At 48.9% G+C, this 26,193-nt stretch carries 29 protein-coding genes and 2 pseudogenes; 14 read left to right on the plus strand and 17 right to left on the minus strand.

From position 1 onward, the window contains the following. Positions 1–16 precede the first annotated feature (16 nt). Positions 17–187: a YetF domain-containing protein gene (locus ACZ439_RS26090; protein ID WP_464620388.1), complete on the plus strand. Its 171-nt coding sequence runs from the start codon at positions 17–19 to the stop codon at positions 185–187. Positions 188–552: 365 nt separating this feature from the next. Here the strand turns inward: ACZ439_RS26090 and ACZ439_RS26095 are convergent, their stop codons facing one another. Further along, positions 553–2,112, minus strand: coding sequence for a glycine betaine uptake BCCT transporter (locus ACZ439_RS26095; protein ID WP_464620389.1), 1,560 nt, complete (start codon positions 2,110–2,112; stop codon positions 553–555). Between the two features lie 168 nt (positions 2,113–2,280). Here ACZ439_RS26095 and ACZ439_RS26100 point away from each other — a divergent pair, with 168 nt between their 5' ends. From ACZ439_RS26100 to ACZ439_RS26155, 12 genes and pseudogenes are all read left to right on the plus strand, one after another. Further along, on the plus strand, positions 2,281–2,379 hold the full coding sequence (locus ACZ439_RS26100; RefSeq protein WP_464620390.1) for a hypothetical protein: 99 nt from the start codon (positions 2,281–2,283) through the stop codon (positions 2,377–2,379). 144 nt (positions 2,380–2,523) lie between these two features. After that, entirely contained in the window at positions 2,524–2,661 is a 138-nt protein-coding gene (locus ACZ439_RS26105; protein ID WP_464621175.1) for a DUF2179 domain-containing protein, read from the plus strand. 377 nt (positions 2,662–3,038) lie between these two features. Beyond that, the gene (locus tag ACZ439_RS26110) at positions 3,039–3,665 is read left to right on the plus strand and encodes a TrkA C-terminal domain-containing protein (RefSeq protein WP_464620391.1); all 627 of its coding nucleotides are present in this window, start codon (positions 3,039–3,041) and stop codon (positions 3,663–3,665) included. A gap of 360 nt (positions 3,666–4,025) precedes the next feature. Further along, positions 4,026–4,937, plus strand: a complete 912-nt coding sequence (gene ehuB / locus ACZ439_RS26115) for an ectoine/hydroxyectoine ABC transporter substrate-binding protein EhuB (RefSeq protein ID WP_464620392.1) — start codon at positions 4,026–4,028, stop codon at positions 4,935–4,937. Beyond that, on the plus strand, positions 4,937–5,590 hold the full coding sequence (gene ehuC, locus ACZ439_RS26120) for an ectoine/hydroxyectoine ABC transporter permease subunit EhuC (protein WP_054796207.1): 654 nt from the start codon (positions 4,937–4,939) through the stop codon (positions 5,588–5,590). The genes ehuB and ehuC overlap by 1 nt, the downstream gene beginning before the upstream one ends. A gap of 3 nt (positions 5,591–5,593) precedes the next feature. Then, the gene (gene ehuD, locus ACZ439_RS26125) at positions 5,594–6,256 is read left to right on the plus strand and encodes an ectoine/hydroxyectoine ABC transporter permease subunit EhuD (RefSeq protein ID WP_054796206.1); all 663 of its coding nucleotides are present in this window, start codon (positions 5,594–5,596) and stop codon (positions 6,254–6,256) included. A 58-nt stretch (positions 6,257–6,314) separates the two neighbouring features. Continuing rightward, on the plus strand, positions 6,315–7,118 hold the full coding sequence (gene ehuA, locus ACZ439_RS26130) for an ectoine/hydroxyectoine ABC transporter ATP-binding protein EhuA (protein WP_464621176.1): 804 nt from the start codon (positions 6,315–6,317) through the stop codon (positions 7,116–7,118). A gap of 29 nt (positions 7,119–7,147) precedes the next feature. Then, positions 7,148–7,657, plus strand: coding sequence for a diaminobutyrate acetyltransferase (ectA, locus tag ACZ439_RS26135; RefSeq protein WP_464620393.1), 510 nt, complete (start codon positions 7,148–7,150; stop codon positions 7,655–7,657). 48 nt (positions 7,658–7,705) lie between these two features. Continuing rightward, positions 7,706–9,016 (plus strand): diaminobutyrate--2-oxoglutarate transaminase, encoded by a 1,311-nt coding sequence (gene ectB, locus ACZ439_RS26140; RefSeq protein WP_464620394.1) that lies wholly within the window; start codon positions 7,706–7,708, stop codon positions 9,014–9,016. 14 nt (positions 9,017–9,030) lie between these two features. After that, positions 9,031–9,423 (plus strand): ectoine synthase, encoded by a 393-nt coding sequence (locus ACZ439_RS26145; protein WP_054796205.1) that lies wholly within the window; start codon positions 9,031–9,033, stop codon positions 9,421–9,423. 12 nt (positions 9,424–9,435) lie between these two features. Further along, positions 9,436–10,344, plus strand: coding sequence for an ectoine hydroxylase (gene thpD / locus ACZ439_RS26150; RefSeq protein WP_464620395.1), 909 nt, complete (start codon positions 9,436–9,438; stop codon positions 10,342–10,344). After that, positions 10,341–10,876: pseudogene (locus ACZ439_RS26155) on the plus strand (DUF2179 domain-containing protein). The gene thpD and the pseudogene ACZ439_RS26155 overlap by 4 nt, the downstream one beginning before the upstream one ends. Before the next feature lie 541 nt (positions 10,877–11,417). On the opposite strand, the pseudogene ACZ439_RS26160 reads toward ACZ439_RS26155, so the two are convergent. The 5 genes and pseudogenes from ACZ439_RS26160 to ACZ439_RS26180 all read right to left on the minus strand — a co-directional run. Further along, positions 11,418–11,564: pseudogene (locus ACZ439_RS26160) on the minus strand (nitrilase-related carbon-nitrogen hydrolase); the annotation flags it as partial. 10 nt (positions 11,565–11,574) lie between these two features. Beyond that, positions 11,575–11,847, minus strand: coding sequence for a DODA-type extradiol aromatic ring-opening family dioxygenase (locus tag ACZ439_RS26165; RefSeq protein WP_054796204.1), 273 nt, complete (start codon positions 11,845–11,847; stop codon positions 11,575–11,577). Beyond that, positions 11,847–12,434, minus strand: coding sequence for an alpha/beta fold hydrolase (locus tag ACZ439_RS26170; RefSeq protein WP_464620396.1), 588 nt, complete (start codon positions 12,432–12,434; stop codon positions 11,847–11,849). Before ACZ439_RS26170 ends, ACZ439_RS26165 begins: the two co-directional genes overlap by 1 nt. Positions 12,435–12,572: 138 nt before the next feature. Continuing rightward, entirely contained in the window at positions 12,573–13,205 is a 633-nt protein-coding gene (locus ACZ439_RS26175; protein WP_155614074.1) for a DUF2812 domain-containing protein, read from the minus strand. A 17-nt stretch (positions 13,206–13,222) separates the two neighbouring features. Continuing rightward, complete coding sequence (locus ACZ439_RS26180; protein WP_054796201.1) at positions 13,223–13,534, minus strand: PadR family transcriptional regulator; 312 nt, start codon at positions 13,532–13,534, stop codon at positions 13,223–13,225. A gap of 641 nt (positions 13,535–14,175) precedes the next feature. On the opposite strand from ACZ439_RS26180, the gene ACZ439_RS26185 reads away from it, so the two are divergent. After that, on the plus strand, positions 14,176–15,087 hold the full coding sequence (locus tag ACZ439_RS26185; protein ID WP_236595889.1) for a LysR family transcriptional regulator: 912 nt from the start codon (positions 14,176–14,178) through the stop codon (positions 15,085–15,087). Here the strand turns inward: ACZ439_RS26185 and ACZ439_RS26190 are convergent. The 11 genes from ACZ439_RS26190 to moaA all read right to left on the minus strand — a co-directional run bounded on the left by ACZ439_RS26190 (position 15,076) and on the right by moaA (position 26,182). Continuing rightward, positions 15,076–15,885, minus strand: a complete 810-nt coding sequence (locus tag ACZ439_RS26190; protein ID WP_141336248.1) for an ABC transporter ATP-binding protein — start codon at positions 15,883–15,885, stop codon at positions 15,076–15,078. The two genes, ACZ439_RS26185 and ACZ439_RS26190, sit on opposite strands and share 12 nt — an antisense overlap. 164 nt (positions 15,886–16,049) lie before the next feature. Continuing rightward, complete coding sequence (locus ACZ439_RS26195) at positions 16,050–17,654, minus strand: ATP-binding cassette domain-containing protein (protein WP_464620397.1); 1,605 nt, start codon at positions 17,652–17,654, stop codon at positions 16,050–16,052. Continuing rightward, positions 17,651–18,643 (minus strand): ABC transporter permease, encoded by a 993-nt coding sequence (locus ACZ439_RS26200; RefSeq protein WP_464620398.1) that lies wholly within the window; start codon positions 18,641–18,643, stop codon positions 17,651–17,653. The genes ACZ439_RS26195 and ACZ439_RS26200 overlap by 4 nt, the downstream gene beginning before the upstream one ends. Then, positions 18,630–20,273, minus strand: coding sequence for an ABC transporter substrate-binding protein (locus tag ACZ439_RS26205; protein ID WP_054797067.1), 1,644 nt, complete (start codon positions 20,271–20,273; stop codon positions 18,630–18,632). Before ACZ439_RS26205 ends, ACZ439_RS26200 begins: the two co-directional genes overlap by 14 nt. A 14-nt stretch (positions 20,274–20,287) precedes the next feature. Next, entirely contained in the window at positions 20,288–20,932 is a 645-nt protein-coding gene (locus tag ACZ439_RS26210; protein ID WP_464620399.1) for a hypothetical protein, read from the minus strand. Then, positions 20,929–21,588, minus strand: a complete 660-nt coding sequence (locus ACZ439_RS26215; RefSeq protein ID WP_054797066.1) for a hypothetical protein — start codon at positions 21,586–21,588, stop codon at positions 20,929–20,931. The genes ACZ439_RS26210 and ACZ439_RS26215 overlap by 4 nt, the downstream gene beginning before the upstream one ends. Further along, positions 21,585–22,109, minus strand: a complete 525-nt coding sequence (locus tag ACZ439_RS26220; RefSeq protein ID WP_127610754.1) for a hypothetical protein — start codon at positions 22,107–22,109, stop codon at positions 21,585–21,587. Before ACZ439_RS26220 ends, ACZ439_RS26215 begins: the two co-directional genes overlap by 4 nt. Before the next feature lie 347 nt (positions 22,110–22,456). Continuing rightward, positions 22,457–22,837: a phosphate-starvation-inducible protein PsiE gene (locus tag ACZ439_RS26225; protein ID WP_054797065.1), complete on the minus strand. Its 381-nt coding sequence runs from the start codon at positions 22,835–22,837 to the stop codon at positions 22,457–22,459. A 16-nt stretch (positions 22,838–22,853) separates the two neighbouring features. Beyond that, positions 22,854–24,119, minus strand: coding sequence for a molybdopterin molybdotransferase MoeA (locus ACZ439_RS26230; RefSeq protein WP_464620400.1), 1,266 nt, complete (start codon positions 24,117–24,119; stop codon positions 22,854–22,856). A gap of 12 nt (positions 24,120–24,131) precedes the next feature. Continuing rightward, the gene (locus ACZ439_RS26235; protein WP_464621177.1) at positions 24,132–24,917 is read right to left on the minus strand and encodes a formate/nitrite transporter family protein; all 786 of its coding nucleotides are present in this window, start codon (positions 24,915–24,917) and stop codon (positions 24,132–24,134) included. 248 nt (positions 24,918–25,165) lie between these two features. Further along, on the minus strand, positions 25,166–26,182 hold the full coding sequence (gene moaA, locus ACZ439_RS26240; RefSeq protein WP_464620401.1) for a GTP 3',8-cyclase MoaA: 1,017 nt from the start codon (positions 26,180–26,182) through the stop codon (positions 25,166–25,168). Positions 26,183–26,193 lie beyond the last annotated feature (11 nt).

Raw genomic sequence — 26,193 nt, forward strand, 5'->3', positions numbered from 1 at the left:
GTTAATACCGGAAAATATGAAGAAAGTTAAATTATCGGTTGATAAACTAGAGCAAAGGCTTAGACAAGCCGGTATAGCCAATATTAGTGAAGTAGAGTGGGCGACGTTAGAGGTTAGTGGACAACTTGGGTGTCAATTGAAGGCAGAAAAACAGCCAGCGGGCAAAGAAGATATAAGGAGGGCATGACCCTCGCCCGCCAGAGCAACTACGGTAACTGTATGCAACGAGCTTATCTGATGTATTGGAGGTATCCGGTGATCTAAGCGCGTGGAACACGAAACTGTTATACTGGTGCATGCGGTGCAGATAAGGCTCTTAAAGACATGCAAAGTTCCGGAAACACAATCGATGAAGGCGAGGAAACATGTTTGTTTACATCCGGGGGCGCTCATGCGTGATAACTTTGGCATTTCAAGTCTCATCTCAAAAGGAACAGGTTAATGGCATTGCGATATGATCCCCTCATGACGATAGCGAAAAAAGTATCCGTTAAGACGGACTTACGTTGTTGACAGGAGGGGGATTGTTCTTCCGCTAAAATTGGTTAATACCTAAGTACGAGCCTTTTGTTTGTTAGGCAGCGAAGCATCCGTTTCATTATGCAAGGAGGTTTCGTTTTTCACAGGCCGGCCAGTTTTTGGAGCCATTTCAGAATGGAAAGATATTAGCACGGATACTGCCATAAGCAGGAGAATAATCGCTAAGGGTAAGGCGCTAACTATGATGGCTGTCTGAAATGCCGGTAATCCACCGGAAGACATCAGAATAACCGCTGAGGCCGATAAAACAAGGCCCCATATTACTTTAACGAAAGTCGGAGGATTTAAGCTGCCATAGGTCGTCTGCATGCCCAGTACGAAGGTGGCGGAATCAGCCGAGGTGATAAAGAACGTGCTAACTAAAAATAATGTCAAGATGACCAATAACATCGACATCGGAAGGTGGTCATAGATGTAAAACAATGCTGTCTCAAGAGTTTGACCTGAAACATTCAAGCCTAATACGTGCTCCATATAAATCCCGTTTCCCCCGAACACTCCAAACCAAACAGAACACACAATCGAGGGAATAATTAAAGCCGCGATCACAAATTCCCTAACAGTTCTCCCTTTGGACACCCGCGCAATAAAGGTGCCTACGAAGGGGGCCCATGCAATCCACCAGGCCCAATAGAAAATGGTCCATGATCTGAGCCATTCGGCATTGCGTTCATTAAAAGGAGCGAGACGCAATCCCATAGACAATAAATTCTGAACATATCCCCCGAACGTCGTAGTGAATAAATCCAACAGGAATACGGTAGGACCAAGAAATAAAAAACTGATGAACAAAATAATCGCCAAAAACAAATTGGCATTGCTTAAATATTTAATGCCGCGATCTAAACCGGTGCCGGCCGATAGAATGAATAGAACGGTGACTATCGCGATAATGATTAGCTGCACGGAAAAATTATTAGGAATACCGGTTAAATAGCTGATACCGCCGTTAATTTGCGCGGCTCCTAAACCTAATGAGGCAGCAACGCCGAATATGGTGGCAAATACCGCAAACGTGTCTATGAGTACACCGAGTGGTCCTTTGATTTTTTCACCGAGCAATGGATATAAAGTGACACTGATTAAACCAGGTAAATCTTTTCTGAATTTGTAGTAAGCCAACGCTAATGCGATTGTTGCATAAATGGCCCAAGCATGAAAACCCCAATGTAAATAAGTGTATTGTAAGGCGATCTTGGCACTCTCATTTGTCCTGCCTTGACCAATAGGTGGATTTGCGTAATGTGAAATAGGTTCCGAAACACCGAAAAAGAGCAGACCAATCCCCATACCGGCACTGAATAACATCGCAAACCACGTGGGCCGGCTGAACTCTGGGCTATCATTGTCCTTACCTAATCTAATTTTTCCGTAACGGCTAAAGATTAAAAACACCGCCAAGAAAAGAAAAAAGCTGGCCGTTAGCTGATAAAACCATCCAAACCGCACTAAAAAGAAGACTTGGAGCTGGTTCATGATCTGAATCAGACGTTCAGGCCAGACTGCGCCCCAAAATACAAAAAGAGCGGATATTATTATTGAAATCCAGAATACGCCGGAAATTTTCTTCATTAGTGATTCCACCTTTTTAGCTATTATTTGTGATTTTACAGAAAATTATGTTAAGTTTACGGTTAAAAGGAAATGTTTTTTATTGTGATTTGGCATAAATAAGGGATATGGGAAACAAGATATTCCCAAGGGGGGATTGAATGGTACAACTTAGAAATTACGATTTATGTGCTTGGTTTGAATCTGGTACTGCAATATTTAAACCAAATAGCGAGTCTTCTTGTATACGCGCTTGGTTACGCCATTGGAATACTGACCGGGGCATAGATAGAGGAGAAAATTGCCTTAGGCTATATTACGTTGAAGGTAATCAGCAATCGTTGTGATAGTAGCATGGCACAATTAATACGTGATCAGGGTTATGGAGTGACCTGTTGGACAGGGATGGGACTGGATGGCGAGAGACTGGTTATGGAAATACTGTCTAAGCGAAAAAATCAGGCCAGACTATTTAAAGTAATTCTTTCTATTGATCCCAAGGCATTTATTATAGTCATTGAGCCCAGACAATTTCATGGGGGTTTCTGGACAAGCGTAATCAAGAAATAAGATTGGTAATGTTGGAGGAAATGGCAAACGGATGAATGTTATACCGCTCATTCGTTTGCCATATGAAGCAATTATACAAAACTGTAAACTGATGGGCTAATCTAGTCGGGGTCATGCGATCAACCGTCCATCCCTAGCAATGTTGAAAGGAGTTTGAATGATTTCGGCTCCTTTTTCTGTGTGCTATGAGTTAAATGGGGCTAAGCTGGGTGGGATAAGGTTGGTTTTTAACGTTAATTTTCCCGCGTGCAGAACGGGTTGTCTGAATTTGTTTAAAAATGGCGAACTTTTGGTTTACCTTACCCAGAAAAGGGAGTATTCTAAATTCTATATCCAAGTTCTTGGATGATTATATAAACAAGGAGTAAGAAAATAAAATGCAAGAGATAGTAGGTTACAAGTCTATAGCACTTGATATAGCCCAAAGAATTGTAAGTGGAGAATTCCCGGTTCAAAGCAAAATCTCAGGAAGAACTCTTTTGGCAAGTCATTACAATGTATCCCCGGAAACCATACGCAAAGCGATTGGTTTGCTGAAGGACGAGAATATCGTTTCTGTCTCACAAGGAAAAGAGATTGTTGTTATATCTGATCAAAATGCTTATGAGTACGTTACCCGTAATAATTACTTGAAATCAGTTTATTCCCTGAAGCAGGATTTGCAGCAGCTTTTACTGCAGAAAAAGGAAATCGACAGCAAGTTTGAAGCCCTGCTTTCGGAGATCATCACCACGTCAGACCGCCTGCAAAATTTAAAGCCATACCATCCCGCAGAAATTAAAGTGAGTGAAAATTCTCATGCAGTAGGAAAGACTATTGCAAATCTTCAATTTTGGCAAAACACAGGAGCGACCATTGTCGCTTTGCGAAGGGGCACACAAGTATCGATTTCTCCGGGACCTCATGTCATTTTAGGCGCCAATGACGTAATCGTAGTTGTGGGCGATGGGCAAGTGCAGAAAAAGACCGAATTTTTTATCAACGTATTCCGACCGGAGGAATAAAATAAAGAGTATTTTAGAGAGACTGTCTGAAGGCATTAAATGCCCAGGCAATCTCTTTTTTTTTCTTTTCAAGAAAATAAACCATTTTCTAACTAACAACTTAATTTTAATTTAAGGGTTGTTAGATGTTGATTTGTTTGTTATAGTATGAACTACCTTATTGATTCTTCCTGAATCTTCCCTTGAATTGAATGCAGCACTTCGTGGTTCATACTCACTCGTTATTCAATCAAACGATTGCACCACATCCTGCAGTAATGTTGTTCAATTAAGTACAAAAGGAGGTTCTGTTATTGATTTGACTTGCCCTGGATGCGTAATACGTGTCAGCAAAATTTATAAGAGAGGTTGTCGTGCCGTATGAAAAAAAGTGTAGTCATGATGTTGTTTATAACTTTACTGCTTTCACTCGCAGCTTGTGGTAAATCCGATGACACTGGTTTGGCAGGGGGGACCTCGTCAGGAGGATCAGCGGGCTCAGTAGAAAGCAAAACTTTAGCCGAAGCCAAAAAACAGGGCTTTATCACAGTCGGTTTTGCAAATGAGAAACCGTATGCTTACAAAACGGAAGACGGGCAGTTAACTGGAGAAGCCGTAGAAATTGCGAGGGTTGTATTAAAAAATCTTGGTATTAACGAAATGAAAGGGGAGTTAACCGAATTTGGATCGTTGATCGGTGGGCTCCAAGCGAAGAGATTCGACCTGATAACAGCCGGAATGTTCGTTAATCCCAAACGCTGCGAAGCCGTCCTTTTCGCCGATCCGGAGTACAGCATCGGGGAAGCGATTGCAGTCAAAAAAGGGAATCCGCTGCAATTGTATAGTTATAAAGATATCGCAGGGAATAAGGAGGCTAAAGTAGCCGTTATGACCGGGGCTATTGAAATCGGATATTTGGAGGCATCCGGAGTGCCAAAGGAACGCATTGTGCAGGTTCCCGATCAAGCATCCGCTGTAAACGCGCTGCAAGCTGGCAGAGTTCACGCGATCACGATGACGGGACCATCGCTTCAAGCCATGTTGGATTCTGCAAAAGATAACAGTATTGATCGGGTCACTGATTTTGAACAGCCGGTTATTGAGGGTAAAAGCGTACGAGGTTATGGCGCCACTGCATTTCGCCAAGCCGATACTGAATTCCAAAAAGCTTATAACGCCGAGTTGAAGAAAATGAAGGAATCGGGTGAACTTTTAACTATTTTGAAGAAATTCGGCTTTACCGAACAAGAGCTTCCTGGTGATATGACGGCCGAACAGCTTTGTAAGCAATAATGCCGAAATCATGGATTGATTTTCTTCCGGCGCTGCTCCAAGGGGCAGAAATTACCATAAAGGTGGCTGTTTTTGCTTCGGTATTGGCACTTTTAACTTCATTTATTGCTGGTTTGTGTAAGTTGTCCCGTAAATGGTGGGTGCGCGCACTTACTGGGGTTTATGTCGAAATTTTTAGGGGAACTTCTCTGCTGGTACAACTCTTTTGGATGTATTTTGCGCTTCCTTTTGTAGGAATTGAACTCCCTAAAATGACGGCGGCCGTGATCGCGGTTGGACTTAATTTCGGAGCATATGGTTCCGAGATTGTACGCAGTTCGATGATTGCTATCCCTAAGGGCCAATGGGAAGCGGCGATAGCTCTTAATATGAAGCCTTGGCAGACGCTGATTCACATTATTTTGCCTCAAGCTTTTATACGAATGCTGCCGCCGTTTGGGAATTTACTGATTGAATTGGTGAAATCTACTTCGCTGGTCTACTTTATCACGATGGCGGATTTAACTTATCAAGCAATGGTCTTAAGAAATAACTACATCTCCTGGACATCGGAGATTCTGGGGCTCCTGCTTATCATGTATTTTGTCATTTCTGCTCTTGTTTCCTTTGGTGTTCGTATGCTGGAGCGGAAATTGACGGCGGGGAGGATGTAGTCGATGTGGGATTGGGAATTTGTTATTGAAATTTTACCTGAGCTTCTGAAAGCTTTGAAAATGACTATTACAGCTACGTTTTGCGGTTTTGCCGTGGCCTGTATCGGAGGACTGCTCCTTGCCGGTGCAGTACGGTCCCGATGGAGGATTGTGTCTCTTTCTTCAAAAGGGGTCATTGGGTTTATTCGCAATACGCCATTGCTGGTGCAAGTATTTTTCTTATATTACAGCCTTCCGGTACTGACCGGTATTTCGCTGTCGGCTTTTAGTGCGGGAATCTTAGGACTGGGCTTGCATTACAGCATGTATTTGTCCGAGGTGTACCGGTCGGGCATCGAGGCGGTTCCCAAGGGCCAATGGGAAGCCGCGGTAGCGCTTAATTTCTCCAGAATGAAAACATGGAAAAATATTATTCTTCCGCAAGCTATTCCACCGATTATTCCCGTTTTGGGAAATTACCTGATTGTTATGTTTAAGGAAACCCCGATCTTATCGGCGATCACATTGGTTGAATTGATGCTGACAGCCAAAAATATCGTAGCTGATTCGTACAGAGTTTTCGAACCATACACCATGGTCGGTATATTATTTTTGGCTATCAGTTACCCGGCTTCCTTACTCGTACGGAGACTGGAAAAACGAATGAATCTTCGAACAGGAAAGTAATTTTAGCCCTTATAAGTACTACGAAAGGTTTGATTTCAAGGAGGTGGCGGATTTGGCTATGCCCGTAGAGCAGCTCAGTTATGCTGCAGCCAAGCAACCGATTGTGAAATATACGAACGTGACTAAAAAATTTGGAGAACTGGAAGTTCTGAAAGGCATTGATTTGGAGATAAATCCAGGCGAAAAAGTGGCAATGATCGGGCCAAGCGGTTCTGGAAAAACGACACTTGGCCGCATGCTGATGACATTGGAGGAACCTACTTCAGGAATGATCGAACTAGGCGGGGAACTTCTCTGGCACAAGCGCGTTAGGGACCAGTTGGTTCGCGCCGATGAGAAACATTTACACCAAATGAGAATGAATGTGGGAATGGTGTTTCAGCACTTTAACCTCTTTCCCCATATGAATGTGCTTCGCAATGTGACGGAGGCTCCTCGCAAAGTGCTTGGGTTGTCCAAAGAAGAGGCTGAGCAGCGGGCGGTGTCAATGCTTCGCAAGGTGGGATTGGATGACAAGCTAACTGTCTATCCATCGATGCTCTCAGGTGGCCAAAAGCAGCGTGTTGCCATTGCCCGTGCACTGGTTATGCGCCCTAAAGTGATGGTATTTGATGAAGTGACCTCTGCTTTGGACCCCGAGTTGGTTGGAGAGGTCCTTGAAGTTATTCGAGAAATTGCTGCAGAGGGAGAAATGGCGATGATGCTGATTACTCATGAAATGGATTTTGCCAAAGAGATCGCCGACCGAGTTATCTTTGGTGCCGATGGAAGAATTGTGGAGCAGGGTCCGCCTGAAGCGATCTTTGATGATCCTCAATCCGAGAGATTGCAATTGTTTCTTAAGCGTTTTCGATCTATTTGAGAATGAAAACGGAAGGAGTGCTCAAGTCCATGCAAGTAGACTGTGTTACAAGGTTTCGCGTTCCTGGAGCAGAGGATGGAGCAAAGGTATGGGAATTAATCAGGCAGGCAGGATCATTGGACCTCAACTCTCCATACAGTTATCTCATGCTGTGTGATTATTTCCGAGACACTTGTGTTGTAGCGGAGGATAACTTCGGCATTGTCGGTTTTTTATCTGCATTTCGTTCTCAGAAAAGGGAAGACACGTTATTTATCTGGCAAGTGGCTGTGGCAGGAACCCATCGTAAAAAAGGACTGGCTAAATCAATGATCCAAACATTGCTGGGACGTGATATTTGCAGAAACATCTCTTATATCGAGGCAACGATATCGCCGTCTAATACACCCTCTCGTCAATTGTTTATGAGTTTGGCAAGAGAGCATGAAGTGCACTGTGATATGGAACCGGGGTATGACTCTTCCTTATTTCCTCCCGTTAGCATGCATGAAGCTGAAAATTTGTTCCGTATCGGTCCGTTTTCTGTTCATAAGAGCTGATATTAACCATTGCTAACCAGCTCTAAAATATAAAACTGGAGGTCAAATATGGGAACTCAGTTACTGGAAACATCAAATTTGGACGTATTCGACAAGCTGGAATCGGAAGTAAGGAGTTACTGCCGCACATTCACGACAGTTTTTAATAAGGCTAGGAACGCCAAACTGTGGGACACACAAGGAAATGAATATATTGATTTTTTTGCCGGAGCCGGGGCTTTGAATTATGGGCACAACAACGAAAAGATTCGCGCCAAACTAATTGATTATTTGCTGCAGGACGGGATCACGCACAGCTTGGATATGGCGACCAGTGCCAAAGAAACCTTTTTAACCAGATTTCATGACGTCATCTTAAAGTCTCGCGGATGGGATTATAAAGTGATGTTCCCTGGTCCGACTGGAACGAACGCAGTTGAGAGTGCGATGAAAATCGCACGTAAAGTTACAGGACGTTCGACCATAATGTGTTTCACCAACGCATTCCACGGGATGACGCTTGGTTCACTTGCCGTAACGGGAAATGCCTTCAAAAGAAAGGGTGCCGGCGTCGAATTGCACAATTCCATCTTTATGCCATACGACGGCTATTTTGGCAAGGATGTGGATACGGCCGATTACATTGAAAAGCTGTTAGATGATCCGGGAAGCGGGGTACCCTTACCGGCAGCGGTAATATTGGAATCCCTCCAGGGAGAGGGCGGGTTGAAGGCGGCAAGTGCCGATTGGCTGCAAAAAATAGAACGTCTTTGTAAACAGAAAGGTATACTTCTCATTCTGGACGATATTCAAATGGGATGCGGAAGAACAGGATCGTTTTTTAGCTTTGACCATATGGGAATCGAACCGGACATTATCTGCCTTTCCAAGTCCATCGGGGGTTATGGACTTCCGATGGCGATCACACTGTTGAAACCGAACATTGATGAATGGCTGCCGGGGGAGCACAATGGTACATTTAGGGGCAATAATCTTGGCTTTATCGCAGCTACTGAGGCGCTAGGTTACTGGGAATCGGATGATTTTGAAATCAGTATTATGCGTAAGGCGCAAACCATCCAATCGGCGCTTGAGCAAATGGTAAGTCAGCATCCCGGGCTTAAAGGAGAAATTCGGGGGCGAGGACTGATTCAGGGTATTGCTTTTGAGATAGACGGCTTGGCTGAGAGACTGTCCGAAATTGTCTTCAGGCAAGGATTAATCATGGAAACATCCGGGCCGCGTAGCGAAGTCGCCAAGCTGATGCCGCCTTTAACAATAGAAGATACAACACTGGAACAAGGACTCAAAATTGTTGCAGCTGGTATGGAACAATTGGCAGCATATGTTCTGCATGAAAATAAGATATCTAATAGTTAAATGGAGGTATGAAAATGATCGTTAAGCATCTGAATGACGTTTTGAATACAAAAGATGATGTGGACACGGAGACATGGAATTCCAGAAGACTTCTGTTAAAGAAAGACGGTATGGGTTTTTCTATGAATGATACATTGATCAAGGCCGGCACAGAAACCCTCATTTGGTATCAAAATCATGTAGAAGCGGTGTACTGCATCGAAGGAGAAGGAGAAATTGAGGCCATCGGCGGGGAGACGTACCCCATTCGTCCCGGAGTTTTGTACGCGCTTAACGGAAATGAAAAACATTATCTGCGCGCCAAATCGCAGCTGCGAATGATTTGTGTATTTAACCCGCCATTAACAGGTAGAGAAGTACATGACGAAAAGGGCACCTATCCACTGCTCGCTCATTCCATGGATTAAGGAGATGAACTAATGAACAATGATAATCTGATGATAAAACAAGAAAAAATGGTGGATTTATACCCTTCAAGAATAAGCAATCAGCCCGAAATCATTCCGCGTAAAGATCCCGTTATTTATTCCGATTGGACACCGGAGAGTTCGCTCAGTCAGGAACAATCCAATTTTTACGAACAAAACGGTTACTTATTCATCGAACAGTTTTTTACCGAAACAGAAATCAAAAGGTTTCAGGAAGAAGCACGTCGTCTCCAGATTTCCGCCCGAACTAATAAAACGGATGTAATTATTCGTGAACCTGAGAGCGACGAAGTCCGATCGGTGTTTGCGATTCATCACATTAACGCTGTCTTTAAAGAGTTGTCACGGCATCCGAGGTTGCATGCTATTGTTGAGTATATCTTAGGCAGCCAGCCATACATCCATCAGTCCAGAATTAATTTTAAACCGGGCTTTACCGGTAAAGAATTTTATTGGCACTCTGACTTTGAAACCTGGCATGTCGAAGACGGCATGCCGAGAATGAGAGCACTCAGCTGTTCCATTGCCTTGGAGGATAACTTTCATTTCAATGGTCCGCTTATGGTCATTCCGGGTTCCCATAAACACTTTGTTGCGTGTGTAGGAGAGACCCCGGAAAACCATTTCAAGCAATCGTTACGAAAGCAGCAGTACGGGGTGCCAGACCATGGAAGTCTAACTGACCTAGCCAAACAAGGCGGGATCGATACGCCGGTTGGAAAAGCGGGATCGATTGTGTTGTTTGACTGTAATATTATGCATGGCTCTAACAGCAACATTACGCCGATGACTCGCAGTAACGTTTTCATTGTATACAACAGCGTTGACAACAAAGTGGGAGAGCCATTTTCGGGACAAAGGGACAGACCGGAATTCATCGCCACCCGAAAGGGATTATGATTTCTCTTCCTCTAATCGGTTCAATCATCGGTATAAACGTTGTATTGTATATGTATCGATCTTCACGCTGCGCCTTATTCTTGTCATCAAAGGAAAAAGGGGATTGGCGTCCTTCCTGGCCATGCTCGAAGTGTTTATTTACTTGATGGGTCTTAACTTGGTGCTGCAAAACGTGAATAATCCATATAATATGGCCGCATACTGTATCGGTTTCGGGATTGGGGTTTATATGGGCAGCCGAATCGAAGAATATTTGGCACTGGGGTATCTGGTAGTGCAAGTTATCGTTGACTCCTTGGAAATGGAGCTTGCCGCTCAACTAAGAGAAAAAGGATACGGGGTTACGTCTTGGCCAGCAGATGGAAGGGACGGTAAGCGACTGGTCCTGCAAGTACTGGTCAAAAGAAATAACGAAAAGCGGTTAATGCAAATCCTTCAAGGATTATCTCCGAGTGCATTTGTTATTTCCCATGAACCGAAAAACTTTAAGGGCGGGTTTTGGATAAGACTTACAGAGGGTTTGAAAAGATAAAATATATTCCTGATATCCATTTTAGTGAATGAAATGCCAGAATATAGGAGTGGCTTACTCTATAGGTTGACTAGAAAAACAACCACCTTTGACGGCTGGTTGTTTTTCTAGTTTCCGTAATAAAATTTAGTACCTACCATAGAAAACTCTAACACTTATAAAACATGAAAAGTAAGGTGTTATTTAAGTGTTACAAAGATTATCAGACAAGGAGCTAATTGATACTTTTTTAAAATCGCTTGAAAACAAGGAATATGAGTCGGCATTAGAATTAGAGGCCTGAATTAACATACAAGGGGTTTTATCGATTTATATACATTTGTACAAAATACGGGTTTTGTGAATATGTCATGGAATAAAGTTAGTATGACTCTTGTTGCTTGTTGAATTTTTTCATTCCGTCAATTACCCACACCAACACCCGCCCCGTCGGACGACACAAACTTATCTTTATCTTTTTAATTCAGTAGCCGAATGTCGTCCTAAAATCAAAAAAATAAAAAGCGTATGCCGCATAAGCGCAATACGCTTTTTATTAACCATCGGAACCCGTTGGTACAAGCTTTCGATGTTTGCCTAGAACATTCCCATCCGGCCCGATATACACAATTGAATTGTATAAAGTGCCTCTACTGAATTCCTGATCCCGCTCCACAATGCCTATGACAAGATATACCCCAGTCCTTTTTCAAGATAGTTCAATTAATCCTTGCTAATAGCCAATCGTATTGCATCAACCATTTACAGGTATGAACGCCGATACAGAACATAGGCATATTATCCAAGAAGAAAGATTTGAAATGATCGTCTGAGATGACGATAATGACATCTGGCTTTTGCTCATCCAATTGTTGTTTAATATAATTGAAACCGCTCAAAACCAGGTTAGCTTTGTCCTGATCGGCTTTACCAAATGAGGTTAACATTAACGGACTGTGGGAAGCTGCATATCCACCAACAATATGTGCCATTACCTATCACCTTCATTCAAAAAGTTAATATGAAGTTCATTGAATTCATTTGCTTGTTCATATTGCGGCCAATGTCCCGCGTTTTCAATTACCTTCATTCGGGCATTAGGAATAGCCTTGGCAAAACGTTCTCCTACTTCGATTCCTGCCGTCGGATCATGGGAAGTCCAAATAACAAATGTCGGCGCTGTTATTTTTGCTAAATCCTCCTCAGAGAGCATATTCTTAACCCTAACTTCCATCTCCTGCAGCACTAATATATTTTCAACAGCTTTACGCATTTCCGGCTGGGAATATATTTCGTAGCGGATATCAATCAATTCATCTGTAACACTCGTCTTACTGAGCATTAAAAATTCCAATCTAATTTTTATAAACTCCCGGGTTGGTTGTTCAACCGCTTGCCTTGTAAGCGTTCTCAAACGTTCCATGACTTTAGGATCTGCAATAAGCCCACCCGCCGTATTTAAAACCAACTTGGCAACGCGATGCGGATGATGAATCGCTAGCCACGTACTTACCCATCCGCCCAGAGATTCACCCGAAAGATGCGCCTTTTGAATGCCTAAAGCATCCATAAATTTCAATACATGATCCGCATATACCGGAATGGTATAAGGCACATCCGGTTTATCTGAATACCCTATAGCTTAATCACCCCCCTATTTATTCCTGGCAGCAGGCCGCTCTCATGCAGACATGAATCTGCATCGGGGCGGTTGTATTTATTTGCGGGTGATTTTATCTTCTTGCGTTTTCTTATATTGTTTATTTGCCTTAAATGCGAAATACAGATATGTCATTATCATAACCGGAAAGATTAGCCAGAAGAAGCCTCTAAACAGGGCGAATGGCGTTTCGAAAAGAAAGCCCCTCCAGAAAGCCGCTCCGTTTAAATCCCATAATCCCGGAGTATAATATAGCGATTTCGGATCAAGCAATACTCCTGGATCGATCGCGTCAGTAGAAATGAGTGCCGCCAGTATAGGAATGAAGGAACAAGCTAACGTAGCCCACATATCCGACAGCCGCTTATACCGGCCGGCTTTGGAATCGACATCCGAAAAGATCTCTTCACTTCCCTGTTTGTCTGCTTTCTTAAAATATTGATATCCCGAGCTTTTCGTTCCCGTGATATGTTCCCAGCCGCTATCCTCAAATAAAGCACAGTAATCCTCGAAATCCTCCCGCTTTTTAAAGGTGCGGTAATCCATTTTTATCGTTGCATTCTCTGGCTTTTCAGGTTCAAATTCATAACCGAACGACGTCTTTTTTGTGAATCGATAACCCTGCCTTGCCATGTCATTCAACCAGTTTTCTTCTTCGTCGAAGTTAGTAAAGAACTTATATTTTTTCATTCGCGGTTCCTCCATTCTCATTTCAATCGATCTGTCGTCACAGCAATCATGTGCTTCATTCGCTCAAGGTCAAGGAGCAGAATCTCCAACCCTTTGTTGGTAATGGCATACACCTTGCGGCGGCTGTCCTCGCTGGCCACAGGCTGAATGAAATTCAGCTTTACCAGATTCTCAATCGCGCCATACAGGGTACCCGCGGCCATTCGAACTTGCCCGCCGCTGAGCTCCTCCACCTTCTGCATGATTAGATAACCGTGCGCCGGTTCGACCACGGCCAACAGAATGTAATAAACGGTTTCGGTCAACGGCAAGTGTTTATCTCTTTCCATGCTTACCCTCCTGGTAAAAAACTTTATATCGCATGACTATATATAGTATAACTATATAGTTATACTATATACAGTTATACTTTATATTGCAACACAAAAAAACGGCAATCGAATCATCTTCACGATTAAGGATCTATGTTCGTGTCGCCTTACACCATTGACACAAATTAACCCTCAATAATGAAACAATACTGCCCCCATCATTTTCCTGACACAAAAGCCCCCTCAATCCATTCATGAATTGAAAGTGTGTGTTCGTTGACACAGGGTGTTATGATACTCGGATTCACTTGATTTTTAACTTAAGCTGAGACACATTTTCAAATAATAAACCTCTCGGTGCAGCTTGAGGTTAAGCAAGCTGCTTCCCGAGAGGTTTTTCCACATTATTTGATTCAATTAGCATCCTTCAGCAAGCGGTAGATGACCGCAGCTGTCCCAGCACGAGTTATGCTCGCTTTCGGTTTTGCGCGCTCAAGACCGCAGGTTCGACGGTCTGGCAGGCGGCTTCGGTTTGCGGCCGGAGAAGACAGCATAGATGATTCGATGATTCGACAGCTGTTGACAATGAGAATCATTTTCAAATATAATGTGGTGAAAATAAGCGTTCCTACGCAAGATGCTTGACGAGGTGGATACTTGTGAAAACAATCGAGAGGATGGAAAGCTTTCTGGTCCTCGCCGAATGCGGTTCCTTTACGGAGGCGGCCAAGCGGCTTCACTGCTCGCAGCCTACGATTAGCCACCATATTTTGCAGCTGGAGGAGCAGTTCCGCGCGCCGCTGTTCCAGCGCAAAGGCAGACAGGTACAGCTGACGGAGCAGGGGAAAATCGTGCTGGATTACACTAGACAAGTGACCCGTCTGCTAAGGGAAGCCGGCGAGAAGGTCCAGCAATCCCTTCGAAGGCAGGAAAGCATCCTGTCCGTCTATATCAGCCAGTACATTGCCAACTACTACCTGCCGGACATTTTGTCGCATTATCACAAGGCGTTTCCGGAGCAGCTTCTGGAGGTCTATGCCAGTTGTTACACCGATTTGCAGCGGGCGCTGCTGGAGGGCAAAACCAACGTCGCCTTCCTCCCCATCTATCCCGAGGACGAGGCCGTATACAGCCGTTTCGACGCCTACGAGCTGTTCGAAGACGAGCTTCCGCTCGTCATACCGGCCGGCCATCCGTGGACCGAACGGAAATTGCTGTACAGCCGCGATCTGCATCAGACTACGGTCCTGCTGCCGCAAAGCTTTTATATCAGCGAATATATTCAAACCCATCTGGAGCGTTTCAACGTCCAGGTGCGTTTTTTGCAAATGAGCAATTTCACGGTCATTTTGCAGGCGATCAAGGCCGGACTCGGCATCGCGTTCCTTCCCTATCCCGTCATCCGGGAGGAAGTGAGGCGGGGCGAGCTCGCCGTCAGCCAGGTCGCCTCCATCCAGATTCGCCGCAAGAACGGCTTTGTGATCCGCAAGGACGCCCGGCTTACCGAGGCTGAGGAGTCGTTCTGCCGCGAAATGCAGCAGTACTTCGCCCCCAAGCAGCTACGGGTATAAGCAGGCAGCCAGCAACTGCTTTGTATAGGCTGATTTCGGCGCCTCCAGCACTTTCTCCGTCTCCCCTGTCTCGACCACCCGCCCGTCCTTCATGACCGCCAGACGATCGGCGAAGCCGCCGATCGTCTCCAGCCGGTGCGTGATATACAGGATCGACATCCGTCGTTCGTCTCTTAGCGCAAGAAGCAGCTGCAAAATCTCCCGTTCCGTCCCGGGGTCCAACGCCGAGGTAATCTCGTCGGCGATTAACAACCGCGGGGACAAGGCCAGCGCGCGCGCAATCGCGACGCGCTGCTTCTGGCCGCCCGAGCATTCGGCAGGCTTCCGATCCAGCAGCGCCTGCGGGAGGCGGACCTGCTCCAGCAGCTCGCTGGCCCTGGCCGCAGCCTCGGTCCGGTTTACGCCATTAAGCAGCAGCGGCTCGGTGACAATGCGCTGTACACTCCAATACGGATTCATCGATCGATCCGGATTCTGGAACACAATCTGCACCCGGGACCGCGCGTTTGCGGATGCCGCTCTTCCGGCGTACAGACACGCAGACCGTTCGGAGCAACGGCCTGCCGCCTGGCTGTCCGGCGCGCGCTCCGCCGCTGCTTCCTCCCGCCAGCGGACGACGCCGCGGGTCGGCTGCTGCAGACCCACGATCAACTCGGCCAGTGTCGACTTGCCCGAGCCGCTTTCCCCGATCAGCGCGAAGATTTCCCCCCGCTCCACAGACAGGGAAACGTCCATCAGGGCGTCCGTGCCCTGCTTGCGCCCCTCAAAGCGCTTACTTACCTCGATCACATCCAGCATCGTCTTCCGGACTCCTTTCCTTTTACTTCCGCCTGCACTGTCACACTGCCGGAAGAAACCGCGCTGCGCGCGCCTTCCCCTTTGCCTGTCCTATCCCCGTTTCCAACGGACAGGCGAGGAAAGGCGGACACCTCCGGCCCGGCGGAGGAAGGAGCTTCATGCCTCTAGCCGAGCTTCCGTTCCACGCGCCGGTCTTCGGTCAGCTCCCCGCCGGCAAGCGTCAGGATGCGGTCCGCTACCGCTTCCGCCGCCTGAAGATCATGGGTGATCAGCAGCAGCGTCATCCCGTGCTCCCGAACCTTCGCCGTCAACAGCTCCAGTATTTCCCGCTTCACAATCGGGTCGAGCGCGCCTGTCGGCTCGTCGGCAATGAGCACGCCCGGCCTGTTGATCAGCGCAAGCGCGATGAGCGCCCGGCTGAGCATGCCCCCGCTCAGCTCATGCGGGTAGCTTCCCAGCAGCTTCGGGTCCAGCTGTACCTCGCGCAGCGCGGCGGCAGCGGCAGCCTGCGCCGCCTTCTTCCCTTCGCGGCCCTGCGCCGGATTCCTCCGCATCGCCTCGGAAAACTGCGCGCCGAGCGTAAGCAGCGGATTGAAGCTTTGGCGAGGGTCCTGAAAGATGAAGGCCGCATCCGTCCAGCGCTTCATCGCCGGCCCTTCCGCGATTCCGTAGATAGGCCTGCCGGCGATCCAGGCCTCCCCCTTCAATGCCTCAGCGGGAAGGAGGCCATACAAGGCGCGGGCCAGCGTCGTTTTGCCCGAGCCGGATTCGCCGATCAGCGCGGCGACACTTCCGGCGGGCAGCGCGAAGCTGACGCCGCGCACAATCGCGCGGCCTCCGGCCCCGACGCTCAGCCGGTCCGCGGCGAGCGCGCTATGCCGCCGCGGCGGGACGCCCGCTTGCCCGGCCGCGGCGGCGGCCTTCCCGAAGGCAGCCTGCGCCGCTTTGCGTCCGCGCGGCGAACCGGCTTTCGTCAGCGCCGCCTCTGCAGATTTTTCCTCCCCGGCCAGCGCCAGCCCGACCGTGACCAGCAGCACCGCCAGCGTCGGCGGCAGCACGGTCCACTGCCAGACGTCCGATATCCACGTTTCGTTGCGGCTGAACGCCTGCTGCAGCATTTTCCCCCACGAGGGGCGGTTCGCGTCTCCAATGCCGATAAAGGCCAGACTCGCCTCAATCGTCACCGCCTGCCGAAACGACAGGATGAACTTCGTGCGCAGCAGCGGCCACAGGAACGGCAGCAGGTGATGGCGCAGCACATAGAAGGTGCCGCCGCCGAACAGCCTGGACGCCCTGACGAACTCCCGCTCCTTCAACGACAGCACCGAAGCGCGGATCAGCCTCATGAAGGACGGCCAGGTCAGCAGGCCCAGCGTCAGGATCAGCTGCCAGGTGCCGCCGCCGGTGAACGAGGCGACGATCAGAATAAGCAGCAGCGGCGGCAGCACCAGCAGCATGTTGGCCAGCGCATTCAGCACGGGATCGAGCCGCCGGGAATAGCCGGCGATCAGGCCCAGCAGGCCGCTCAGCAGCGTGCTGAGCAGCGAAACGCACAACCCGACCAGCAGCGTCGTTCTCGCCCCGTATACAAGTCCGCTGAACACATCCTGCCCCAGGGAGTTCGTCCCCAGCCAATGCCCGGCTGACGGAGGCAGGAAGCGGTCGGCGTCGATCTCGAAGGGCGACGAGGAGACGAGCAGCGGCCCTGTGAGTGCGGCGACGGCAAAGAGCAGCAGAACAGCAAATCCGATCCAGCGCGCTTTGTTCATAGACTCTCCCCCCGTCTGATGCGAATGCGCGGGTCCAGCCGCGGGTATATGAGATCCGCGAGCAGGTTCAGAAGCAGCACAGCTACCGTAATCAGCAAAAACAGGCCGTGCAGCAGCGGGTAGTCCCGCGCCAGGATCGCTTCCTGAAGCAGCTTGCCGATCCCCGGGTACGCGAAGACCGTCTCGGCCAGCACCGAACCGGCCACCAGTCCGCCGATGCGCATCACAATGACCGTGACCAGGGGCAGCGCCGCATTGAGGGCCACATGCCGCAGCAGCAGCGCCCGTTCCCCGATGCCCTTGGCCTCGGCAAATTCCACGAAAGGCTCCCGCCGTACCCGGATTGCCTCGTTGCGCATCAGCAGATACAGCCCGGACATATTGGTCAAGGTCAGCGTCAGCGTGGGCAGCGCTGCGTGCCGTGCGATATCCACGGCATGCCCCCACCAGCAGCTTGACCGCAGGAAGGCAGTCTCCGCCCCGCCCAGCGGCATGAGGCCCCATTGGACGGAGAGGATAATGAGCAGCAGCATGCCGATAAGGAATTCCGGGATCGCGCTGAGCGTCAGCATCCCGACAAACCAGCTCCGATCGCTCCGCCCCGGATGCCACCAGGCGGACAGCAGACCGGTGGCCAGGCCGGCCGCCGTCGACAGCACCGTGGATGCGCCCACGATCAGCAGCGTCCAGGGCAGATGCTCGGCGATCACCTCGATAACCGGTTGCTTGTAGCTGATGGACAGGCCGAAGTCAAAGGTGAACAGCCCCCGGATATAGCTTGTGAACTGGGCCCACAAGGAGTCGTCCAGATGGTAATATGCCAGCATCGCCTGCTTCTGGACCTCCGTCAGGAAAATCGCGCCGTCCTCCCCGCCTCCGGTCAAAAAATCAACAGGGCCCCCCGGCATAAGCCGAGGGAGCCAGAAGTTCAGCAGCAGCACGAAGATCAAGACGCCTGCATAGGTTAGAGCCTGTTTATTTGCCGCCATCGATGAACGCGACCTTGTTATCCCAAAGTGGAATGCCGTCCGCTATGCCGCCGTACGTGTTGAACCAGCCGTCGAACACATTTTTCTTATACATAAAGTAGAACGGGCGGTGGTACAGCACCAGCGTCGGCAGCTCCTCGGCCAGCACGTTCTGCAGCTCGTCCACGATCGCCTTGCGCTTCGTCGGGTCCAGCTCGGCCTTCTGGCTTTCGGCGAGCTTCTGGAATTCCGCATTGTCGAACGTCTTGCCCCGGGCGGCCAGCGTGTTGTTCGCCTTGCCCAAAAACCACAGCCGCAGGAAGTCCGGGTCTCCGCTCAGACCGATATGGCCCGTAATCGCCATGTCGTACTTGTTCTCTCCCATCGCCGTCGAGAACGTCGCCGCATCGACCTGCTGCAGGTTGAGCGCAACGCCGACCTTCTTCAGCATTTCCTGCATCACCTGAGCCTCGGGAGAGGTCGAGGAGACCATGACGTTCAGCTTCAGATCGGCCCGCACGCCTTCCGCGTTTTTCTTGTAGCCCAGCTCGTCCAGCAGCTGCTCCGCCTTCGCCGTATCATAGGCGTAGTTCTTCACCTTGGGGTTGTACCACGGCGAATCCGGAGGAATGATCCCGGCGTTGCCGACGATCGGCTCCCCGCCCGTCAGCTTGCGCGCCATCTCCGAGCGGTCGAGCGCATAAGCGATTGCCTGGCGGAGCTTCTTGTCCTTGAGCTGCGGATGCTCCAGATTGAAGGTGACGCGCAGAGCGCTTCCGGTAGGCGCGCTTTTGATTACGTCCAGCCCTTCCTTGGTCATCTTTTCCACATCGGCGTAGCTGAGGGAATAGCTGGCGTCGATTTCATCCTTCTGCAGCGCGAGCAGCTTGTTGGCCGGATTCAGGTAGGCGACCTCCTTCACCTTGACCTTGCCTTTAAAATAGCTGTCGTTGGCCTGGTACAAATATTGGCCCGACTTGGAGTCATACTCCTTCAGCGTGTAGGGGCCCGTGCCGACCAGCGCGGACGCGTCGCGGAATTCGACCGGCTTGTCCACCTTTTCCCAGACATGCTTCGGAATGATCGGCACGATGCCGACCAGATCGCTCAGGAAGGGCGCGTACTTCGAGTTAAGCTTGAACGCTACCGTGCTATCGCCGGTTTTGCTGACGGATGCGATCTGGCTGATGTCCCCGGTCCACATGAACGGGAATTTCTTGTAGTAGTCGAAGCTGAAGACCACATCGTCCGCGGTGAACGGCTGGCCGTCATGCCATTTGACCCCCTGCTCCAGCTCGAACGTATACGTCAGCCCGTCGTCCGACACCTTCCACGATTTGGCCAGCCACGGGATCACGCCCTTCTCGTCCTTCCATGTCAGCGTATCGAACAGGAACGAGTTGCGCAGGAACCCGGCCGGACCGGAGGCGCTGAACGCAAACGGGGACGGATAGCCGCTATTGCCCCATGCGAGGCGAAGCGAAGGAATTTGGACCGAAGCCGCGGCGTTCACGCTCTTAGCGGCATCGGCCGGCGATTTCGAAGCGTCGCCTGCGGAAGACGCCGGGGGCTGGCTGCCGGAGCAGCCTGCGACAACCGCCGCCAGGCAGATGAGCGAAGCGAAGGTACTGATTTTGGTGTGGAACAGCATGTCATACACTCCTCTTATTGGCTTTTATCGTAATCGTGTTGAGACGGCGCGTAGCCGTGGTCGCCTTCTGCCAGCCAGGGGAAAAATCCGTCCAGAAACCGCTCGGTGGCGGGCATGAAGTACGAGCCGTAATGAAACTCGGGGTCCAACGTTGTCATAATGAGCGTGCCCGGCGTCGTCACCTTGTCGAGATACAGAATGGCTCCGTCATTCCGGACGCTGATCAGCGTCTGCGCCCCCGCCGGCGGCCTAAAAATGCCGTGATAGTGCCAGGTCGCATCCTGCAGCGTCAAAAAACGGAACAAATCATGCCCCGGCTCGTTCAGAACGAGTCCGCTGTCGGCCTTCGGATCGAGCCACCACCAGAAGTTGGTCGGCCTGAATTCCCAGCCGTGGCCGGGCAGCCAATCGAGCGGCTGCGCGCCGAACGCCGCTATCGTGCCTCCGCAATCGGCGAAGGCGCGCAGCTTGCCGGACGAGGCCGATACCATCCGCTGATGCAGCTGGGAAGGAATAAGCAGCACGTCAAGATCGTCCAGCGACGCGCGGTGCAGCTCCGGCAAATAAATCAGCCGGTGCACATAAGTCTTGTACTTGGACTCCCGAAAGGTCCGGTGCTGATGCGCATTGCCTCCATAGAGCACCCCGATCCTTCTCATCCGTGTCCCTCCTTCCGGCCGATCCGGCCGATCTCCGCGCGCGCCCACGCTCTGAGCTGGCTTCCGATGCGCTCCGGCTTGCTCTCCGGGGGACCGTAGGTGAACAGGCTGTTCCCGGCATGGGCCAGTATCGTTCCGCCCGTGCTCATCCGGTCGATATAGGTGATTCCTTCCCCGCCGGGCAACGTCAACAGCACCTCCGCCCCGGGCGGAGGCGGGTTGTGCCCCCGGGCGAAGAACCCGGCCACTCCCTTGTTATACGTCAGCTCCTCGGACGTCAGCCCGGTAAAAATCGGGTGTGGCTTGTGGAACAATACCGTATAATCAAGGTGACTGCGAATGGTGCGCGGCACAAATAGAGAGCCGCCCGGCAGCCAATCGCGGAACAGATGGCCGCAGAAGATCAACAGCTTGCCCTGATCGAGAAAACGGCGGATCAGATCCCGCTGCCGGTACAGCCATTCCTGATCGGCGAAGGCATCGATCACCAGGCACGGATAAGGCGCAAGGTCCGTCTCGGCCAGCTTGTACTGGTCCAGTACGAAGCATTCCGGCCGGACCTGCAGCGCTTCCGCGCTTTCCATGCCGAAGAAGCAGCCGGAATCGAGAACGACAAATTCCGCGGCGCCCGCCTTAAATCCGTCCGCCCTGCTCATCCGATTTTCCGCACGTCCAGCAGCTCCTGCTCAGGCAAAGCCAGCGCCCGTTCGGCCAGTTCCAGCTTGAGCCTGCCGAATACCTCAGCATCCTGCTCCGTTGTCGTCCCTTCACGGCCCTTCTTCAGAAAATCATAAAATTCCCGCGGCAAAAAATGCTCCTTCAGCACAACCTCGACAGCTCCGGCACCCTCACCCTTGATCACGAAGGCGTAGCTCTGCGGACGGTAAGGATCGTATTGGCCGCGCGGATAGTCCGTATCCACCTGATAAGCCCCACGACTCACCGCCCGCGTGACATATTCGAACGCATCCCGAAAGCCCGGACCGGCATGCCCTGACACGACGGAGATCGCCTTGCGCTCGACCGCGCTGTCTCCATATAGCACGCGAAAGGCCGCCTGCTGGCTGCGAAAGCCGACCGCAACCGCCATCAGCGCCAGCTCGCCGTGATATTTGCGAATATCCTCAAACCTCACTTCCCATACATCCTTGCCATCCCGAACCTGTATTGCTGACATCTCATACACCCCTGTAGTCCCTTAATTTTTTGTACATGTGTATGGTAATACAAATGATAATGATTATCAATATCGACAAAATTCGCACCCGGCCATATCCCTTTGTCCCGGGCGGCTTGGCACGCTATTATAAAATTATTGAATGGATACGTAAGAAAACTGAATAGTGATCTTCTTCAAATTGCCGCCGGAGATGCGCGAGCTGATCTGTAGCGCGAATGTGATCAACAGCTGCCACCGGCAACTCTGCAAGGTTACGAAGGGCAAGATCAACTCAATTCGACATATACGTAAAGCGCCTCCTGCCATCTTTCGGCTTGAGGCGCTTTATGTTATTTATCCTTGGACTAGTGCTGTGACGATGTTATTTTTAAAGAATAGGCAATCATGAGAACCAGAATGACGAAGGACAATATCAAATTTTCCATGGGATGATCACGGTTAACAATAATAAAACGCAGGGTACCTGTTATACCAATGTATAAAAGATAACGTATAGGAAAATGGTAATTCTCTCTAAAATATTTGACGATCATAGACACAAAAGCAAAATAAAGGAAGAAAGCGAGTATCTCCTGTAAAATAATATGAATGTCCAGAGTGGTCTGGATCGTAGATAACAGAATAACCCATAGTTCACGGATCATTAAAAACGTTAAAATGATACCTAGAAGAATTAAGGAACCGTTAAGTATAAATTGGAACGTATTCAAAATCCGGTTGTTCATGTAACCCTCCACGTGTTTACCAAGGCCATTCGCTACCTTGATGATCTTCTAATAGGAGAACATCCACGTACGTCCCTTTTTCATATCCTCTTGTACCCCCCTGAAGAACAATCAGCGCATTGGCTTCTGCTAATGAAGAAACAGCACTGGACTTGTCAAAACCGGATGGGGAAACAATCAGTGATCCTTCATCATACGTGAGTTTTGCTCGTACGAACCTCATAAATGGATTAGGTTTTGGAAAACTTTCTCCTAGAATTGCTTTTACTTTTTTCAAATGCGGTTTTCCATGAAATAAATAAGTGCGAACGATCGGACGTACAAATAACTCAAAGCCAACGTAACAAGCTGAAGGATTGCCTGACAACCCGAATAATAATTTGTTATCTAAATGCGCTACGGTCGTCACGCTTCCTGGACGCATGGCTACTTTGTTAAAAAGAACGGCTGCCCCTAATTTTTCATAGACAGCCGGCAAATAGTCATAATCGCCTACCGAGACGCCCCCGGTTGTAATTAACATATCTACCTGACTTAATGATTCTTTCACTGCGGAGCAACACATATCCAAATCGTCATTAAGTTTTCCGAAGTATTTGGCTTCTCCCCCAGCTCTTTGGATTTGAGAAAGAATCATATACGTATTGCTATTTCGAATTTTCCCCGGCTTAAGCGGCTCATTTACATCAAGAAGCTCACTTCCAGTCGCAATGATTCCGATGACTGGTTTTCTGGCAACAGGTACTTGACTATAGCCAAATGTAGCAAGAAGGGCCATGATCCCCGGATTTATGTAAGTACCTCTCTTCGCTAGAATCATCCCTTTTCGTGCCTCTTCACCTTGAAATGAAATGTTGTCTCCATGTTTAAACGACCTTTTAATCTCTATATAGGCTTGACCGTCCTCTTCAAACGGGCGTGTTAATTCAAGCATGACAACGGCGTCGCAGCTTTTCGGAATTTCCGCACCTGTCATAATGCGGACCGCTTGGAAGGGTCCAACCTGATCACGGTATACCGAGCCAGCCCCGATTGTACCCGTGACTTCGAAGGTAATTGGATGGTCCTTGCTTGCCCGAACCGTATCCTCGGATCTAATCGCAAAACCATCATAAGGAGAACGGTCAAAGGACGGAATATCATGATCCGCTGCCAAATCTTCAGCTAAATAACGCCCGTCTGCCAATTCAAGGGCAACCATTTCTTTTAAACCAAAACTGGCATATGCCATCAGATTACGAACGGCTTCTCCTACTGGAATGGGTGTCCTTCTCTCTACCATTTCTCTCACTCCTTATATCCCTTTTTCCTTTAAACTTTTTTGGAAAGAAAAGAAATAAGCAAACCCGACAAATACAGCACCGCCAATTGCATTTCCTATAAAAGCAGGAACAATATTCCCTGCAAAATCTGTCCATGAAAAATGCCCCGCAAAAATTGCTGCCGGAATCACAAACATATTTGCGACAACGTGCTGAAAGCCAATGGCGACAAAGGCCATGATCGGAAACCACATCCCGACAATTTTCCCAATGATATCGTCCGCCCCATAAGCGATCCAAATCGCAAGGCAAACAAGCCAGTTGCAACCAATTGCAGAAATTAACGTTTGTCCAAAAGAGTCCTGTAATTTCGCCTGGGCTATGGCCACGGTTTTACCCAAATAGGGCCCGGACTCGGTCAATCCGACCACGTGTCCGAAACAATAAGCAACAAAAAGAGCACCGGCAAAGTTAGCCAATGTTACCCAAAACCAATTATTCAGTAACTGTTTCAAAGAAATTTTCCGCGCGTAAAGTGCAATTGACACGGATAACATATTTCCTGTAATGAGTTCTCCGCCTGCCAGAATAACTAATATGAGTCCCAAAGGAAAAACGATGCCTCCCAGCAAATTGGACAGGCTCCCCCAATGTTGCGGCAAATTGCCGATTACCCGAATATCAAGCAAAAAACCTAATGAAATGAATGCTCCTCCCAAAAAACCAAGCATAAGCATCGTAGGCAGAGACAGCCTCGTCTTTTGGACTCCTGCCTCAATCGCCATGCCGGCGATTTTTCCGGGTACATGAAATGACATAGCCAAACCAATCCTCCATTTTTAAATAAAAAAGCAGCACCAAGAATCCCTACACAAGGTACGGGTTCTCGAATGCTGCTTAATTTCCTTGCACACGTTCTCCTACAAGGCTATCAATCATCACTGTCGTTAGAATAGAAAATATACAGAACTTGCATACCTTCCATTCCTCATATACAAACGTATATGCAGGCGTTGTTCATCATAACAAAAAATGAAGATAACGGCAATCCTCTTTGGACATTTTCCTATCCCCCGATATGCGACATTTCCACTTTAGGAGATACCTTAGGATGGGTATGACTTAATCGTTCGTCTGAGTAGCGATCGGAACGATGATTCCAAACTGCCGAGATGGCGGCGGCAATCGTTTGATCATTTTGCCCGGAATGGAGCAGTTCTCTGAGATCATAGCCTTTGGAAGCAAATAAGCAAGTATAGAGTTTTCCTTCTGCCGAAAGGCGGGCCCTTGTGCAGGATGAACAAAAGGAATCTGTCACGGACGAAATAATTCCCATTTCCTGATCACGATCTGTATAACGATACCGGGTCGCCACTTCTCCGTTATAATTAGCAGGAATTCGTTCAATGGGCATCCGCTCGTTAATCGACTCGATAATCTCTTGTTTGGACACCACTTCATCCAATTTCCAATCATTGGAATTCCCGACATCCATGTATTCAATGAAGCGCAGGGTATATCTCTTCTCTTTGAAGTATTGTGCCATCGGGATGATGTCCTGGTCATTTTTTCCTTTTTGGACCACCATGTTTACTTTAACTTTCATTCCCGCTTCTGACGCGGCCTGCATGCCTTCAAGAACCGTTTTCACCCTGCTTCGATTTCCGTTCATATAAGCAAAACGCTCTTCATCCAGCGAATCCAGACTTACCGTCACACGGGATAAGCCGGAATTGTATAGATCACCTGCAAATTTCTTAAGTAATGAACCGTTAGTGGTTAAGGCAATGTCCTCTACCCCATCGATTAGCTTCAGTCGCTTGATAAGTGCGGGGAGATCTTTGCGCAGCAAAGGCTCTCCTCCGGTAATACGCAATTTTTTTACGCCTAAAGTGACGAAAATTCGTGACAATCTTTCAATTTCATCAAACGATAAAATGTTATCATCAGACAAAAAAGCATAGTCCGGACCGAATATTTCCTCCGGCATGCAATACCGGCAGCGAAAATTGCAGCGATCGGTAACCGATATCCGCAAATCCCTTAAGGGGCGCTGCAGTTTATCCAACACAACATCTTCCATGTGGATGTCCT

The sequence above is a fragment of the Paenibacillus sp. JCM 9796 genome, assembly GCF_055379675.1.